Here is a 15,677-nt window from a genome sequence, read left to right on the forward strand (position 1 = left end):
AATCCAGAATATAAAGAGGTGATGCCCCATGACAACTTCACATCAATCCAATAGACTAGCCAATGAAAAGTCACCGTATTTGCTTCAACATCAATACAACCCAGTAGACTGGTTCCCTTGGTCGGAAGAAGCTTTTGAAATCGCCAAGCTTGAAAACAAGCCGATTTTCCTATCTATCGGTTATAGCACATGTCATTGGTGCCACGTCATGGCACACGAATCCTTCGAAGACCAAACCGTAGCAAACATGCTGAACAAGGATTTCATCTCGATCAAAGTCGACCGCGAAGAGCGGCCGGACGTCGATCACATCTACATGGCTGTATGCCAGGCGATGACTGGTCAAGGCGGCTGGCCGCTGACGGTGTTCCTGACACCAGAGAAGAAGCCATTCTTTGCAGGAACTTATTTCCCGCGTAGTCGGAAATATAACCGGTCTGGATTGGTAGAGATCATAGCCCAGATGGCCGCGAAGTGGAAGGAAGACGCCGAGCGAATTCGTGAGGTGGGGGAGCAGGTTATGCAAGAGACGACAAGTCGACTGCTCGAGCATCGCACGGGTGGCGAGGTTACGGAGGAAACGCTCCATGAGGCATTTCGTTTGTATGAGAGTACATTTGATCCAGCAAATGGTGGCTTCGGCAGCTCGCCCAAGTTTCCGACCGCTCATAATCTATCGTTTCTACTAAGGTATTATCATAAAACCGGTAAGGAAAAAGCGCTTGAAATGGTTGAAAAGACGCTGGATGCTATGCATCGTGGAGGAATGTACGACCACATCGGCTTCGGATTTTCGAGGTATTCTGTCGATGAAAGATGGTTGGTTCCTCATTTTGAAAAGATGCTGTACGACAACGCGTTGTTAGTTATGACGTACATAGAAGCTTACCAAGTGACCGGAAAAGAGAAGTATGCTGAGGTCGCTGAGCAGATTATTACGTATGTTCTGCGCGATATGACGGACGAAGGCGGAGGATTCTATTCCGCCGAGGACGCGGATTCGGAAGGCGAAGAAGGCAGGTTCTATGTCTGGACGCCGGACGAAATCGAGGTTGTTTTGGGCGTAGAGGACGGCGATCTCTATAGTGAGCTGTACGATATTACGGAGTCGGGGAATTATGAAGGGCATAATATCCCGAATCTGATTGACACGACGTTAGCTTCTGTTGCGAAGCGTAAGCAGATTCCCTTGCAGGAGCTGAAGCATCGGTTGGAAGCGGCCCGCGTCAAGTTGTTCGAGCACCGCGAACAGCGCGTTCATCCGGGCAAGGATGATAAGATTCTGACTTCGTGGAACGGTCTGATGATTGCTGCGCTGTCCAAGGCTGCATGTGCCTTGGACAAGCCTGTTTACGCGGAGGCGGCTGCCAAAGCCGCGGACTTCCTGCTTCGCGAGCTGCGCCGCGAGGATGGGCGTTTGCTCGCTCGCTATCGCGATGGCGAAGCAGCTTATCTCGGCTACGTGGACGATTACGCGTTCCTCGTGTGGGGCCTGATCGAGCTGTACGAAGCCACGTTCGAGCTGCGCTATCTCCGTGAAGCGGTCCAGCTGAACGCAGAGATGCTTCGTCTCTTCGGGGACGAAGAGAAGGGCGGGCTCTACTTCTACGGCAGCGATGCCGAGCAGCTGCTCACCCGCCCCAAAGAGATCTACGACGGCGCGACGCCGTCGGGGAACGGAGCAGCCGCGCTGAATATGCAGCGGCTGGCGAGGCTGACCTACGACGCGAAGCTGTCGCAGGCAGCGGACGTGCAGCTCCAAGCGTTCGCCGGAGCTGTAGCAGCGCACCCGCCGGGCCACGCGCTTACGCTGGCCGCGCTCGATTTCGCTTATGGCGAAGCCAGCGAAATCGTGATTGCCGGCGATCCGGCGAAGCCGCTGACGCAGCAGATGCTGCGCGCGGTGCGGCGGCAGTACCTGCCGAATGCGCTGCTGATTCTGCACCCGCCGGGCCCGGCAGGCGAAGAAGTGCGCAAGCTGATTCCGCTTGTGCAGGACAAGCTGCCGCTTGGGGGGCAGGCTACAGCCTATGTGTGCCAGAACTTTGCCTGCCAAGCGCCGACACAGGAGCTTGAGGATCTCGAAAATCTTTCTAAATAAATAGTGATAATAATTATCATTATTGGTTACAATGTCTATAGAGAACGAAAAAGAGGCCAAGACGGCCTCTTCATCACGAACTAAATCTTTCTTCTTTAGCAGTTCCTCTAAACCAGTTCCACTAAACTTTAGGCTCAAACGTTTTACAATCGGTTTCCTCGGAATTGCGGGCTTGGTTGCTGCCGTGGTGGCTCACGACATAAATCGAGTTCGCATTGCACTTATTGCCTGTAGCCCAGTTTTTGCAGGAATTCACTTCACAAAGAACATCTTTAGCCATGCTTGTTTCACCTCCTCTACGTTATAGGGTAGGCGAAAGAGGCCTATTTTTATACATAGACTGGAAATGATTTATTGATGAGGGAACCTATTCACCCGTAAGGCTATACGATACATATACTTGGAGTAAGAATGTTAATCTTCAAGGAGTTGAATTTTATGGCTGAGAAGAATGAACTGCAAACTTGTTTCCGGTGCCAGTATGTGGCAGATAAAGACGACAAATATTGCATTCGTTGCGGAGCCCCGCTAAAAAATAAATGCACAAAAGAGAAATCTTTGCTCCATAAAGGGTGCAGTAAGGTGAATAAAGCAGATGCCAAATTCTGTTCGGATTGCGGAACGGAGACGACGTTTAGTCAATGGGGATTATTTTAGCTAAATTAAAATAAAAAGCACATTCAGGTCTAATGCCCTGTATGTGCTTTTTGTTATTCTTTTTACTATTAACGTTAATAACTACTTGTTTTGCAGCACGGATTTCCATAGATCCGCTGAATCGTAACCTAGGCGCCATGCGGCGACACCGGCAATGTCATATTTTTTGGCCATGTCCAGACGGGCTTTGACAGTAGCTTGATCTTCTAGCCAGAATACATAGGTGAAGCCATTTTCTTGATACTCAACACGGTATTGTTCGAAGGTTTTGTCCCATGTCTGCGTCGTGGTTTTGGACGCGATTAGCGCCGGAATGTCTTTCATTAATACGGTACGATTGCCCTGTAAAGCGCCGGCAGCATCTAGTTTCCATTCTCTTACATAATAAGGGATGCCTAGAATGATTTTGTCCCGTGGGATGCCATAGGACAGGAATTCTTGAATACCGCCGTCTGTCCAAGGAAGACCAGCGACTGAACCTGCGGAGGTACTTCCTTTGTAGAACTGATCGTAAGCCATGATGACTACGTAATCAACGAGATTCCCGAGCTTCTCATGATCAAAAGCGGAAAGATGATTCCATTTGACACTTCCGCGGGGAAGATCAATGGAAATGACCAAGCCTTGCAAATGAGCATAGGCGGTTAATTTGGTGATGAATGCGGTAAAAGCATTGCGATCTGATCCGGCCAGACTTTCGAAGTCTACGTTAATGCCGGGAACACCAAGAAGGACTGAGCGATCAACCAAAGCCTTAATGAATTTATCCTGTGCAGCGCTATCTGCAAGAAACTGTGTTGTTAGGCTTGAACTGAATTGGTTGCTGACCAGTGGATACACGGTGTAGCCGCTTTTTTGCAGCCATTTGACGGTATCCGCATTGGAATTATCCTTCAAGTTGCCGGACGCGTCAGCCAGTTCGAAATAGCTGGGAGAATCGACATCAAGTCCGATGGTGTTGTTGACTTGCGATTTAATGGTCTCACCGCCGGACTGGCCATTCCAGCCCCAAACCTGAAGCTTTTTGAAATTATCCCAAAGCAAGCTATGGTCCAGTGTTTGAATGGAAGCATTACTGTATTGGATGCTATAATTCAGTGCTTCTGGAATGGTTTTGAATTCGCCGATGAGAGAGGAGTTCTGCAGCACTTGATAGGATGCATAGTTATTCCAAATTTTGTGCCCGTCTTTAAAAACAGCGCTATGCCCCCATTGCTTGCCATAATCGATAGCATCATCCATGGACGTAAATTCTTGCAGGAAGGTATCGTTTTGAAATACTTTATAAGATTTAAGATTGCTGTATACGGTAGCTTTGGTCGTTGTATTGACAACTGTTGAATTTCCCCATTTGAGTGCTTCTTTAACAGCATCTTCTAAGGAAGCAAACGCCCAATTATCGGCTGAAAAGGTTCCTTGATACACCTTATAGATGGGATCGCCTGAGCTAAGCAGCTTTTTGACATCGCTTGCGATGTTATCCCACACCCATTGATTGCTGTTAAGCTCAATAATATGGGCGCTGCCCCACTTCTTGGCTTCCGCGATGGCTTCATTCAGCGTTTGGAATTTCCAAGAATCAAGGGTGATTTCGTTCTGATAGACCTGATACTTCGGATAATTATTCCACACCCAGCCTGTGGATTGGAGGTCTCTTACGCTTGCGTTTGTCCATTTCTTGGCTTCCGCGATGGCGGCATCCAAGGTGGCGAATTGCCATTCTGGCAAGGAAGCATCCAATTGATAAACTTGATAGCGGGGGAAATTGTTCCACAGCCATTTGCGTGTGCCGATTTCTTCGACATGACTATTCGTAAAACCTTTGGCAAAGGCTTCTGCTTGCGCATAAGCAGCAAATTCCATAAGCACATGATTGTATTGATAAACGCGGTATTTCGTAGTTTTGTCTGAGCCTGTGCCTGCTGCTTGAACCGCAGTGGGTACGGTCATGGCGAGTATCAGGGTGCTTGTAAGCATCCATTTTCCAATTTTCATTCATCACGCCTCTTTCTAGTAAGCTACTTAATTGGACGTTTCAAATGCTAGAATGGTTGCGCTGGGAAATGGTAGAAATTCAGACTTTACGCACGCTGATATTGGACGCTGACACAACTTTCGAGTAACATGAGGAATATAGAGGCATTGCCGTGATTTCAACAAGGTGAGGGGAACGATTCATGAAGCAGTATCCAGAAGCTTATCTCGCATATTTACTTTATTTCCATGCGGAGCGTGACTACTTTGAATGTCATGAGGTAATGGAGGAGTTCTGGAAGGAACATCCAGGAGATGAACGCAGTAAGACGTATGTGGCTCTTATCCAAATCGCAGTTGGCATGTACCATATTCGAAGAGGGAACCGCAGCGGTGCAGCGAAGATGCTGCAAAGCGCAGCAGGCAATATGGATGCCGCTCATCTCGCTTCATTGGGGCTGGACGCTGACAAACTGAAGCAGATTCTCAGTCAAACACTAACTCAGATTGAGCATCAGGATTACGTATATGCGGATATCAATTTACCGATTTCAGATATGGCGTTGAACGCTTGGTGTGCAGCAGAATGTGAAAGAAAAGGATTGATGTGGCAGGGGGCGAGCCGTTTGCTCGATGAGGAGCTAACCCACAAGCATACGCGGCGAGACCGTTCCGAGGTTATATCAGAAAGAGCGAGACAACAGCAAATCCGCAAGGAAAAGGGTGGCGCCAAGTGAGTTCGGAAGGTAAAGTTTTAGTCGTTGATGATGAGCCCAATATTGCGGAGGTCGTCCGCTTGTACTTAGAGCATTCCAATTATGAAGCGATCTTGCTGCCTCGCGGTCAGGAGGTGCTTCGAACGATTGCAGCCGAGAAACCGAATTTAGTGCTGCTCGACATTATGCTGCCTGATATTTCGGGTTATGAGCTTTGTGATCAAATTCGCAAAATGGAAGCCCCACTTCATCAAACTCCAATCATATTCCTCACAGCAAAAGGGGAGTCTATCGATAAATTGAGAGGGTTCAATCTTGGTGTTGATGATTATTTGGTTAAGCCGTTTGACCCCAACGAGCTGATTGCCCGGATTAAAGCAGTGCTGCGCCGTACGATTCAAGTATCTCCTGAACCAACCGGCACTCAGAGCGCCACGCGGAAGTGGCTGGAGATCGGCAATATCGTCATAGATTTGGAGCAGTACCGGGTCATGGTCGGCGGCAAACGGGTTGAATTAACACCGAAGGAAATCGAACTGCTCTATTTCTTGACGAGTCATCCAAGCCGTGTGTTTACACGTGAAGATTTGCTGGGGTATGTGTGGAATTTTGATTTCTCAGGTGGTACGCGAACTGTAGATGCACATGTGAAAAACTTGCGCAAAAAACTCGGACAACATGACAGCTGGAACATTCAGACTTTATGGGGGATAGGGTACTCGTTTGAGGTGGTTCAGCATGCTTAAGGCCAAACGCTGGATAATAAGCAAGTACAACAGTCTGTATTTAAAAATATTTTTATCTTTTCTTGCGACTTGTGTTCTTTTCTTCGCAGGTCTCTTTTTGTTCTGGAATTACTATTTCACCGATTTATTTTACAAAGATAAGATTGAGCTGTTGGAGAAACGCAATGTCGAAGTGACGCGTCTGATGAACTCTGTCCAGGATGGGACGATTACGACTCGTGAATTGAAATATACGATCCGTATTTTGGCAAGAAGCATTAATGGACAGGTGTGGCTGGTTGATGATAAGGGCAATATTTTGAATGGCTCCTCGGACAGTGAAGGACGGGGGATTCCCAAGCAGATGGATGCGTTATTCATTGACGGGCTGCACGGTCATTCCGGGTATGGGATGGTTGCATTAACTACGCCTGATGGGCGCAACGTTAATCTGTTTACCTATCATGCACCGTCTCAGCTCAATGGTCAGCCTATTGTCATCGTTCTACATTTTCCCGCAGGTGATATTAGTGAGGCCATCTCTGCTGTAAGGGTCAATATAATGGTGCCGTTGTTGTTCTCCCTCCTTGCGGTTGGATTCATTCTATTCATTATCTCTCGCAAGCTTGCAGGTCCGCTGCAGCAAATGAACCGAGCAGCGCTTGAGCTGGCGCATGGAGATTTCACAACGAGAGTACCCATTACCTCGCAGGATGAGGTTGGTCAGCTTGCAGCTAGCTTCAATTTCATGGTGGAGCAGTTGGAAGAGTGGGAAGGAAATCGGCAGGAATTTCTGACGAACGTCTCCCATGAACTTCGTTCACCTTTGACGACGCTTCGAGGCTTTATCGTGGCGATGAATGATAAGGTCATACCCGAAGATAAATATTCGCATTATTTACGTATTTGCGATCAAGAGGTTCAACGCCTTCAGCGGCTTGTTACGGATCTTCTGGATCTGGCACAGATTCAAAATGGGGTTGATGTCTTCCGTATGAGGCCTGTGAACATGGCAGAAACACTGGAAGACTCGCTTGAGCTATTGAAGGCCCCGATTGCGCTCAAGCAAATTTCTCTTCATCTGATCCTGCCTGATCCACTCAAGGAACCAGGTCATGTACAGCTGGATCCAGATCGCTTTGCGCAAATCGTGCAAAACTTAATTTATAATTCATTAAAATTTACGCCGGAGGGCGGAACGCTAACGGTTGCACTTGAAATCCAGGAGAAAGAAGTTATCCTTTATATTCGGGATACCGGGACTGGTATGACAGAAGCCGAGCTTGATCGAATATGGGATCGGTTCTATAAAGCCGATGAAGCAAGAACCTCACGTTCGGATGTGGCGACGGGGACTGGTCTTGGTTTGACGATTGTGAAACATTTGGTCACTGGGATGCAAGGAACCATACAGGCTCACAGTCGAGTCGGAGAAGGCACGGAATTTCGTGTCGCATTTCCTCGCATTTCGTCGGCTATTCACAATTTTTTTACAAGTTAAGCAAACTTAATTCATGTTTAATCAGTATCCTGTTGCTTGTGGACAGGATTTTTTTGTCTTGGAGGTGTATGTATGATTAGGTGCACACACAAGGTGGTTATGGGCTTCACACTCCTAACTTTTCTGTTAAGCGCTTGCAACTCGGACGTGCCTGCCGTGGATTCTTTAACAGCCGTAGCGACGTCTTCTCCCGCATCTGGGCTATCCTCACATGATGGACACCCCGACGAAGATGTTCAAAATCTGACGGAGATGCAGTTGGTTATGTTCTTTCAGACCTTGCTTCGGATGGATCGGAACGCTTCTCTTGTTATAACGACTAAGCAAGCTGCCGCTATGCTGCCTTCTATTCGTCAAAGCATGAAGGAAGGGAGCATGAGTGATGCTGAACGCAAGCAAGTGCTTCGCAGCCTGTCTGCTGAGCAGAAAGCATTCCTTGATGAGCAAATCAAGCAATTGACGCAACGCATCGCGAAGCGAATGGACAATCCAGGTCTGGCATTATCTGATGAGGAGCGAGAAAAGCGGATCGATGCTTTTATAGCGCGGAGAAAAGCCGAGCGAGAGGCTGAAGCTGGTGAAATGGATCGTGCAGACGGGGAGAAGCAGCAGATGGATCCCAAAACCATGGGAATGAGCATTGAACAGCAATTGGTCGATTTGCTTGTTTCCAAGCAGAATTAGCCGCTCGCAATTCGTGGTTAAGGCAAACAACTCAAAGTGAAATCAAGATAAGATTTGGCTCGAGATTAAATCTTAGGAGGAAGCAACTTCATGAAATGGTATCGCAGCAAATGGCTTATTATAAGTCTCGCAGTTATTCTATGTGCTGGCGGCACGTATGTTTATCTGGCGAAAGGAAAGAAAACGAAAACAGCGGATGTCAAAGAAGTGACGACCGATGTGAGGAAAGGCAATATTCGATCGTCCGTATCTGGGACGGCGCAATTCGAGCCTAAGGATACGCAAATCATTTCAATTACACAGGATGCCAATATTAAATCAATTAACTTGAAACGGAATCAAGCGGTCAAAGCCGGCGATGTTCTGATTGAACTCACGAGCTCCAGTCTGGAAAGCGATTTGCAGGATGCTGAGCTGAACTATGAGCAGCTTGAGAAAGATTTGAGTTCTTTACAGCAGCAGCAAGGTTTAATGGGCGTGAAAGCACCAGTTTCCGGCAAACTTACATACGCAACGAATCTTGACTTAGGGTCATCCATTAACAAATCAACGAAAATTGCTACCATTGCTGACGTAAATACATTGACAGTGACACTTCCCTTTTATGTGGAAGACGCTGCGCAGCTGCATAAAGGCGATGCTGTAGATATCACGCTGGACGGTTTCATGATTACCAAAACTGGAAGCATCGAAACGATTTCCAAAGATCCAAAATCCGATGGCAAGGGCGGAAAGGTGATTGATATCGACGTTACGGTTCCGAATGACAACTCGATGGATGCAGGTACGAATGTGTTGGGCACCGTCGCTATCGGCGGTCGTTCTGTGGATTCGCAAGGCAAGGGCGTCTTGCAGTATCTCAAAGTAACAACGATTCTGGCTGGGACAACCGGCAATGTGTCGACTCTGCCATTCAAAACAGGGAATATGGTTCATCAAGGCGATGTCATCAGTACTTTCGTGAACGATACCTTGGGCGATGATATTCTTACGAAGCAGTCTGCCATAGAACGTCAGAAGCTGAAAGTGGATGCGGCGAAAGACAAGGTCGACGGGTTGAAAATTTTAGCGCCATTTGATGGTGTTTTCTCAACAGACTTCGTGAATAAGAAAAATGATATTTTGAGCAACTTTCAAGTGGGAAGTAAAGTGACGAGCGGTACGCAGCTCGGAGCAGTAGCCAGCTTTGCCAAAATGCAGCTGCCTGTTCAAGTGGATGAGTTGGACCTTCCTAACATTAAGACGGGAATGAAAGCAGAGATTAAAGTAGATTCTTACCCAGGACGTATTTTCCCGGCAGAAGTTACGCAGGTCTCCACTGTTGGAACGACAACGAATGGCGTAACGTTCTATGATGTTGTCCTAGCTACTGACAATAAGGATAATGTATTGAAATATGGGATGACTGCAACCGGCGAAATTTTGATTCAAGATAAAAAGGATGCCATCTATATCTCGCCAGAAGCGCTTCAATCCTCCAAAGGGAAGCGTGTTGTTACGCTGAAGAAAGCAGATGGCACGCTGGAGACGGAGCATGAGGTTAAGATCGGCATACGTTCCAAAACGCAAATCGAAATTACTGAAGGACTTAAAGAAGGCGACAAAGTTGTTCTGCCAACTGTGAAAAGACAGCAAAATTTAAGTCAAGATGAGATTAATAAGTTAAGACAACAGTTCCAGCAAAGCGGCGGCGCAGGTGGTGCAGGCGGATTTGGCGGCGGTGCCGGATTCCAACAAGGCGGCGGACCAGGCGGAGCTGGCGGTGGTGGCGGCAATACAGGAGCTACGCGGATTAACAGCGGTGGTGGTGGCGGCGGTGGTAGATAATACTGCCTGGAAAGGAGGGATTGCGGCATGAATATCATTGAACTCAAAGAAATAACCAAAACCTATAAGCGTGGTCTGGAAGATCTGCCCATATTGCGCAGCATATCGCTTTCTGTAGCCGAGGGGGATTTCGTCGCGATCATCGGACCCAGCGGATCAGGGAAATCAACGCTAATGAATACCATTGGCTTGCTGGATGTTCCTACATCGGGCAGCTATATACTGGATGGCGTCGTAACCGAGCACATGAGCGATAATGCCCTTGCCGAGCTGCGCAATCAGAAAATCGGTTTCATTTTTCAACAATTTAACTTGTTGCCTCGATTATCTGCGATGGAAAATGTCGAGCTCCCGATGATCTATGCCGGAATTGCCAGGAAGGAACGGCGGGAACGTGCTCACAATATGTTAAAGATGCTTGGCATGGGAGAACGTGGTCATCATAAACCAAGCGAGCTTTCCGGAGGCCAGCAGCAGCGTGTAGCGATTGCGAGGGCACTGGCGATCTCGCCTTCCCTGATCTTGGCGGATGAACCAACCGGAGCGTTGGATTCCAGAACCGGAGAAGAAGTGTTGGAATTAATTTTACAATTAAATGCCCAAGGCAATACGATCGTGCTGATTACACATGATCATCACATTGCCAATAATGCCCAGCGGGTCGTAGCACTCCGAGACGGTGTTATCATTGATGATTACCGGAATAATCCGGTGCAGAGCCTTCAGCAAGAGGTGGGCATATGAAGGTAAATGAACTGCTCAGAATGTCGCTTCGGACAATCATTTCAAGTCCGTTGCGAACTTTTCTAACGATGCTGGGTGTCATTATCGGGGTTAGCTCTGTAGTCACACTGGTGTCAATCGGGCAAGGGACTTCGGAACAAATCGCCAAACAGTACGAGAATATGGGGACGAATCTGCTTGTTGTAACCGCAACAGGGAACGGGCGTGCTACGCAGTTGGATTACAATGAGCTAATGAATTTCGAGAATTTCCCGGAGTTCAAGTCCATTGCCCCAACCATGACCAAAAACGGATCGAACATTAAATATGATCGTACTCAAGAGAAATACAACGTCATTGGTACGAATGATCGCTACTTCGGGATTATCAAAGCAACCATTGATAAAGGCCGCAATCTTTCTCCTACTGATCTTGAATTTCGCTCGAATGTAGCAATCTTGGGCAGTGAAGTAGCGAAGACTTATTTTGGAACGCTGGACCCTGTAGGCGAGGAAATCAACATTGATGGAGCCGTTTTTAGCGTCATCGGTACTTTGAAGGAGAAGGGTTCCAATATTGGTGGAGCTTCCGTCGATAGCTCGGTTATTGTCCCTCTAGAAACAGCTCGACGTGTGTTTAAATTGGGGCAAATCCGGACGACCTATGTGGAGGCCCCAACAAAGGATGATATTTACGCCGCCCAAGAAACGATGAAACAGTACCTGACTTATAAATTTAAAAGCGATACAGGCTTCGTTTTGACGAACCAGGATGAGCTGCTCAAAGCACGGACTGAATCGACGAATACACTTACGAATCAATTAGTAGCTGTTGCCCTTATTTCCCTGCTGGTCGGCGGAATCGGAATTATGAATATTATGTTGGTTACTGTCAGTGAACGAACGAGGGAAATTGGTATTCGCAAATCGATTGGCGCCAAGCGGCGAAATATTTTGCTGCAGTTTCTCGTTGAAGCTGTCGTCATTAGCGGCATGGGTGGTTTGATAGGACTTGCGTTAGGCATAGGATTATCCTATGCGCTGCCGTATTTCAGTCCGAAGCAAACGACTAGCTTATCTTTCGATATAAGCTTGTATGCTTTCTTATTCTCTGTGCTTGTTGGTGTGATATTTGGCTTATACCCAGCGAACAAAGCTTCTAAACTGCGTCCGATTGACGCTTTAAGATCAGATTAATTGTACGAAATGCAGCTAGGATAGAAGCATTATTTTATGCGAAATTTGAAGGAGGACTCCCTGTGATCCAACAACGAAAGATGAAACGCTTGCTGAGCCGCTCAGCCCTTATGCTGACAGCTGCAAGCTTCCTAACACTACCTTTGGCCACTTCGGCTTTCGCTGGGAAGGAAGGCGTGTTTCTGAATGATTCCGTCTACTTTACCCTAGACAAGGTTGCTTTGTCCGCAGGCGCTGATAACAGCTCGCTTCGTTTCTCGCTCGGGCTGAATAACAACAGCGTCACGCCAGTTGATTTCAACAACTATGGCGTCAAGGTCATTGACGCGAACGGCGTGTCCTATACAGCCAAGCTGACGGAGAAAGTAACAGCGCGTGTTAAAGGAGGGGAAACGGGGACGTTCAAGTTTACGTCCGAAATTCCTGCGAATTTAGCGCCAGGTCAGTTGAAAGTCGATATTTTTGAATGGAATTATAATAAAATGCATGATATTGGCGCGTTGTCTGTCGATGCAGTATTGACGGAAACCGGACAATCGGTACAGCAGCAAGCTGTCATTAATTTACAGGAAATTGATGCGACACTAAGCGACAATGCGTTAGTTACCGCGCAATTGGGCAACAGCTATAAGGTATACAAAGATGGAGCATGGATCGTTTATACCGATCTGGTGCTGGAAAATTTAAGCGATGCTACCCTCAAGCTGCCGGACGGCCTAGAATACAACTACCAGGACAGCAAAGGCTTGACGTATAATGCCCAGTTTGCCAAAGGGGCAGGGCAATCCTTGCTTCCGCAGCAGCCGATCAAAGCAACCTTGCAAACGGCGGTTCCGGCTTCGCTTGACACAAGCAGCTTAACCTTGCTTTTCTCGCCCAAAGGCAAAGTGAAAACAACCGTATTAGGCTCTCTGAATACGGCGAAGTCATTCGTTATCGGCAAAATCGGCACCAACGCCGAATATCCCAACACGGATGAAAAAGGACTAACGATATCGACCTCCTGGGCGGCAGCAAGCAAGCAATCCGACGGCTTGCATCTGCAAGGGAACGTGACGTTAACGAATAAAAGCGAAGGGGTAGTAGCCATCCCCAACCTGTCAGCCGAGTTCCAGGCACTTCGCGGCAGCGTTGCGGTGTTAGCGAATGACAACTCCGTGCGTACAACGTATTTAGCTCCGAATGAAGCAACAACTTTCCGTTTCACAGGCATTTTGCCGGCAGGCTTAACTACCGATGCGCTGCAGTTGGTTGTTCTTGAGAAGCAGGAAGCCGCCGGAGGAGCAGCGCAGCCTGGAAACAGCAGTGGAAGCGGTACAGGAAGCAGTACTGGAACCAGTACAGGAAACACGGAGGCAAGCACCAATAAGCAAGCGGCAACTTTGCCTGTTTCGGTTACGACACTAGCAGGAGCGGGCAGCGGAGGGGAAGTTTCCTCATATTCAGCTGCAGAAGATTATACACTGGGGACTCCGTTCAAGTTCACGGCAAGTAATCTGATTGATTCTAATATCGATGTCTCGCTGGTAGAGATGGGCATGAGTGAGAATGCTGATTTCGGCTTCAAAACGATTGTAGCGAAGTACAAATTAACGAATAAAGGGACAGATACTTTAACGATCCCAGATTTCCAATCCGATCTAACCAATGTAGAGGGCTACACGTATTCCGGAGTACGTCAAACAATGACTTCGAAGAACATCGCTCCGAACACCAGTTACGTAGTCAGCTATTCGTACCTGCTTCCAGGCACGGAAAAGGCTGATAAACTTGCGCTTAACTTATACGATGCTAATCGTTTGGCAGTAGGTTCTTACAAGACGGCTGTTCAGTCAATACCAACGACAGGTCCGATGTCCTTGTATCCATTCACGATTAACCTCAAGGACTACTCGGTGAGTGCAACGTATAGTAAAGATGCCTCTTATGCCTACCGTTTGCGGGTTGACCTGGATGTCAATCGCCAAGAGCAGGTGATTACGGATGCTAATTTCTCTTCCTTATTGTTTGAAGTGGTCGATTCAGAAGGACGTCTGCTCAGCTCCAAAGCGATGACCTTCACGGGTCAGCAAAAAATTATGTCTGGCGTCCAATTTATTGATTTCGGTTCGATTAAATCCGAACAATTGAATACGAATGTCACGATTAATATGTACGAGGTAATAGCAACTCCGAATGGGGATGCCAAACGTCTGATCAAATCATTAGACATGTAGCAGCCTATCCAAGGTATGGACATCCGTGAGTGTGAAGTGCAGTTTTACATTTGAAAAAGCCTGCGATTGTGCATCCTTTTGCGCTTGGTTTAGCCGTAAATCCATAAATTCCTGCAATTATGCAGGTTTTGGCGGCGTATTTCTGACTTCAGGATGAAAAAGATGGAAAAGCCTGCATAATCGCAGGCTTTTCTATTTTTCATTCGGTTTTGTTGAAAAAGCCTGCACTTTTGCAGGTTTCGAACTCCGCGAACCAAGGAACATGCTTTCTTTCTTGCTTTCTTACTTGCGGCAGTTCAAGCACCCTTAAAGAGCGAGAAAGAGCTGCAGCCTATGACTTCCTCTAGGCAACAGCTCTTTCGTTTTAGCTATGTACGTCTTCCGGTTGTTGATAGCCGTCTGCGACCAAATCAAGCCGACCTGTTACGGGATCAATGATCAACCCGTGAACTGGCAAATTTTTGGGAAGCAGTGGGTGATTCCGAATAATATTCACGCTTTTCTCGATACCTTCTCTGACATGCTCAAAGCCCGTCAGCCAACGAGATAAGTTGATGCCGGAGTGGCCCAAGGTTGCGATGACATCGTCGGAAACTCCGCGTTTTTTGGCGTTGGCGATGACGTGATCCGAGTTTAGCCCTGTCATCCCGCAATCATGGTGACCAATGACGAACACCTCGTCCGCATCCAGCTCATACACGGCGACAACAATGCTGCGCATTATGCTGCCAAATGGATGGGAGACGATGGCGCCGGCATTTTTGATAATTTTGGCATCTCCATTATGGAGGTTCATAGCTTTGGGCAGCAGCTCTACCAACCGAGTATCCATGCAGGTGAGAACGACCATACGTTTGTCGGGAAACTTCGTCGTCAAGAACTCCTTGTACTGCTTGGTCTCGACAAATTCCTCATTGTAATGCAGAATTTCATTCATCAAAGACATGGCTTTCCCTCCAAGTAAGTTGTTGCTGCTGTCTTTGTTGATGCAGCTTTATCTTTTGTTAATTAAGCTCATACTAGCATTGTAAATCTGATTATTACTCTTCAGTATATAGGATTTGTTCTTCTCGTGGAAGTCAATTGTCATATTCTCTTCGAAAAAGATCTCATCCTTGGCTTTATAGGTCAGTGTAAACCGATTCGTCTCAGCAACAAGTTTCTCTTCATTGGCTTTGGAGACGATCCAAAGGGTGGGTACGCCATTCACCGAGCAGCCACAATCTTCTGTGTCAAAAACGAGATTCAATACCGCGTCATCTCCGGCTAATAAAGGCGTTATTCGATCTATCGCTGTTTCTGTAAAAGTGATATTCATGCTGCGTCAGCTCCTTCAATAATTTGCGTGCTTTGCGCC

The 15,677-nt window shown here is 47.3% G+C and carries 14 protein-coding genes; 10 read left to right on the plus strand and 4 right to left on the minus strand.

What is annotated here, in order from left to right:
* Positions 1-28: 28 nt before the first annotated feature.
* The gene (locus BC351_RS38015) at positions 29-2,101 is read left to right on the plus strand and encodes a thioredoxin domain-containing protein (RefSeq protein ID WP_079420883.1); all 2,073 of its coding nucleotides are present in this window, start codon (positions 29-31) and stop codon (positions 2,099-2,101) included.
* 121 nt (positions 2,102-2,222) lie between these two features.
* Here the strand turns inward: BC351_RS38015 and BC351_RS38020 are convergent, their stop codons facing one another.
* Positions 2,223-2,381, minus strand: coding sequence for a DUF1540 domain-containing protein (locus tag BC351_RS38020; RefSeq protein ID WP_079420884.1), 159 nt, complete (start codon positions 2,379-2,381; stop codon positions 2,223-2,225).
* A gap of 158 nt (positions 2,382-2,539) precedes the next feature.
* Here BC351_RS38020 and BC351_RS38025 point away from each other — a divergent pair, with 158 nt between their 5' ends.
* The gene (locus BC351_RS38025; protein ID WP_079420885.1) at positions 2,540-2,758 is read left to right on the plus strand and encodes a double zinc ribbon domain-containing protein; all 219 of its coding nucleotides are present in this window, start codon (positions 2,540-2,542) and stop codon (positions 2,756-2,758) included.
* A gap of 81 nt (positions 2,759-2,839) precedes the next feature.
* On the opposite strand, the gene BC351_RS38030 is transcribed toward BC351_RS38025, so the two are convergent.
* Positions 2,840-4,753 (minus strand): glycosyl hydrolase family 18 protein, encoded by a 1,914-nt coding sequence (locus BC351_RS38030; RefSeq protein ID WP_079420886.1) that lies wholly within the window; start codon positions 4,751-4,753, stop codon positions 2,840-2,842.
* Between the two features lie 182 nt (positions 4,754-4,935).
* Here BC351_RS38030 and BC351_RS38035 point away from each other — a divergent pair, with 182 nt between their 5' ends.
* The 8 genes from BC351_RS38035 (at position 4,936) to BC351_RS38070 (ending at position 14,320) form a co-directional block, all read left to right on the plus strand.
* Positions 4,936-5,469, plus strand: a complete 534-nt coding sequence (locus BC351_RS38035; protein ID WP_079420887.1) for a DUF309 domain-containing protein — start codon at positions 4,936-4,938, stop codon at positions 5,467-5,469.
* Entirely contained in the window at positions 5,466-6,194 is a 729-nt protein-coding gene (locus BC351_RS38040) for a response regulator transcription factor (protein WP_079420888.1), read from the plus strand. The genes BC351_RS38035 and BC351_RS38040 overlap by 4 nt, the downstream gene beginning before the upstream one ends.
* Positions 6,187-7,674 carry a sensor histidine kinase gene (locus tag BC351_RS38045; RefSeq protein WP_079420889.1) on the plus strand — a complete coding sequence of 496 codons (1,488 nt, stop codon included), beginning with the start codon at positions 6,187-6,189 and terminating at the stop codon, positions 7,672-7,674. The genes BC351_RS38040 and BC351_RS38045 overlap by 8 nt, the downstream gene beginning before the upstream one ends.
* A 72-nt stretch (positions 7,675-7,746) precedes the next feature.
* Positions 7,747-8,358: a hypothetical protein gene (locus BC351_RS38050; protein WP_144028660.1), complete on the plus strand. Its 612-nt coding sequence runs from the start codon at positions 7,747-7,749 to the stop codon at positions 8,356-8,358.
* A gap of 90 nt (positions 8,359-8,448) precedes the next feature.
* The gene (locus BC351_RS38055; protein WP_079420891.1) at positions 8,449-10,185 is read left to right on the plus strand and encodes an efflux RND transporter periplasmic adaptor subunit; all 1,737 of its coding nucleotides are present in this window, start codon (positions 8,449-8,451) and stop codon (positions 10,183-10,185) included.
* 27 nt (positions 10,186-10,212) lie between these two features.
* Complete coding sequence (locus BC351_RS38060; protein WP_079420892.1) at positions 10,213-10,929, plus strand: ABC transporter ATP-binding protein; 717 nt, start codon at positions 10,213-10,215, stop codon at positions 10,927-10,929.
* On the plus strand, positions 10,926-12,104 hold the full coding sequence (locus tag BC351_RS38065) for an ABC transporter permease (RefSeq protein ID WP_079420893.1): 1,179 nt from the start codon (positions 10,926-10,928) through the stop codon (positions 12,102-12,104). Before BC351_RS38060 ends, BC351_RS38065 begins: the two co-directional genes overlap by 4 nt.
* Positions 12,105-12,166: 62 nt before the next feature.
* A complete protein-coding gene (locus BC351_RS38070; RefSeq protein WP_079420894.1) occupies positions 12,167-14,320 on the plus strand; it encodes a hypothetical protein in 2,154 nt (717 codons plus the stop codon).
* Between the two features lie 364 nt (positions 14,321-14,684).
* Here BC351_RS38070 and BC351_RS38075 read toward each other — a convergent pair whose 3' ends face one another.
* Both BC351_RS38075 and BC351_RS38080 read right to left on the minus strand, forming a co-directional pair.
* Positions 14,685-15,266 (minus strand): beta-class carbonic anhydrase, encoded by a 582-nt coding sequence (locus BC351_RS38075; protein ID WP_079420895.1) that lies wholly within the window; start codon positions 15,264-15,266, stop codon positions 14,685-14,687.
* A 48-nt stretch (positions 15,267-15,314) separates the two neighbouring features.
* Entirely contained in the window at positions 15,315-15,638 is a 324-nt protein-coding gene (locus tag BC351_RS38080; RefSeq protein ID WP_079420896.1) for an iron-sulfur cluster biosynthesis family protein, read from the minus strand.
* Between the last annotated feature and the right edge of the window lie 39 nt (positions 15,639-15,677).

This window comes from Paenibacillus ferrarius, from assembly GCF_002027705.1.
Taxonomy (GTDB): domain Bacteria; phylum Bacillota; class Bacilli; order Paenibacillales; family NBRC-103111; genus Paenibacillus_E; species Paenibacillus_E ferrarius.

Coding starts and splice junctions, on each gene's coding strand:
- BC351_RS38015 (WP_079420883.1), top strand. CDS start 29: ATGACAACTTCACATCAATCCAATAGACTAGCCAATGAAAAGTCACCG.
- BC351_RS38020 (WP_079420884.1), bottom strand. CDS start 2,381: ATGGCTAAAGATGTTCTTTGTGAAGTGAATTCCTGCAAAAACTGGGCT.
- BC351_RS38025 (WP_079420885.1), top strand. CDS start 2,540: ATGGCTGAGAAGAATGAACTGCAAACTTGTTTCCGGTGCCAGTATGTG.
- BC351_RS38030 (WP_079420886.1), bottom strand. CDS start 4,753: ATGAAAATTGGAAAATGGATGCTTACAAGCACCCTGATACTCGCCATG.
- BC351_RS38035 (WP_079420887.1), top strand. CDS start 4,936: ATGAAGCAGTATCCAGAAGCTTATCTCGCATATTTACTTTATTTCCAT.
- BC351_RS38045 (WP_079420889.1), top strand. CDS start 6,187: ATGCTTAAGGCCAAACGCTGGATAATAAGCAAGTACAACAGTCTGTAT.
- BC351_RS38050 (WP_144028660.1), top strand. CDS start 7,747: ATGATTAGGTGCACACACAAGGTGGTTATGGGCTTCACACTCCTAACT.
- BC351_RS38055 (WP_079420891.1), top strand. CDS start 8,449: ATGAAATGGTATCGCAGCAAATGGCTTATTATAAGTCTCGCAGTTATT.
- BC351_RS38060 (WP_079420892.1), top strand. CDS start 10,213: ATGAATATCATTGAACTCAAAGAAATAACCAAAACCTATAAGCGTGGT.
- BC351_RS38065 (WP_079420893.1), top strand. CDS start 10,926: ATGAAGGTAAATGAACTGCTCAGAATGTCGCTTCGGACAATCATTTCA.
- BC351_RS38075 (WP_079420895.1), bottom strand. CDS start 15,266: ATGTCTTTGATGAATGAAATTCTGCATTACAATGAGGAATTTGTCGAG.
- BC351_RS38080 (WP_079420896.1), bottom strand. CDS start 15,638: ATGAATATCACTTTTACAGAAACAGCGATAGATCGAATAACGCCTTTA.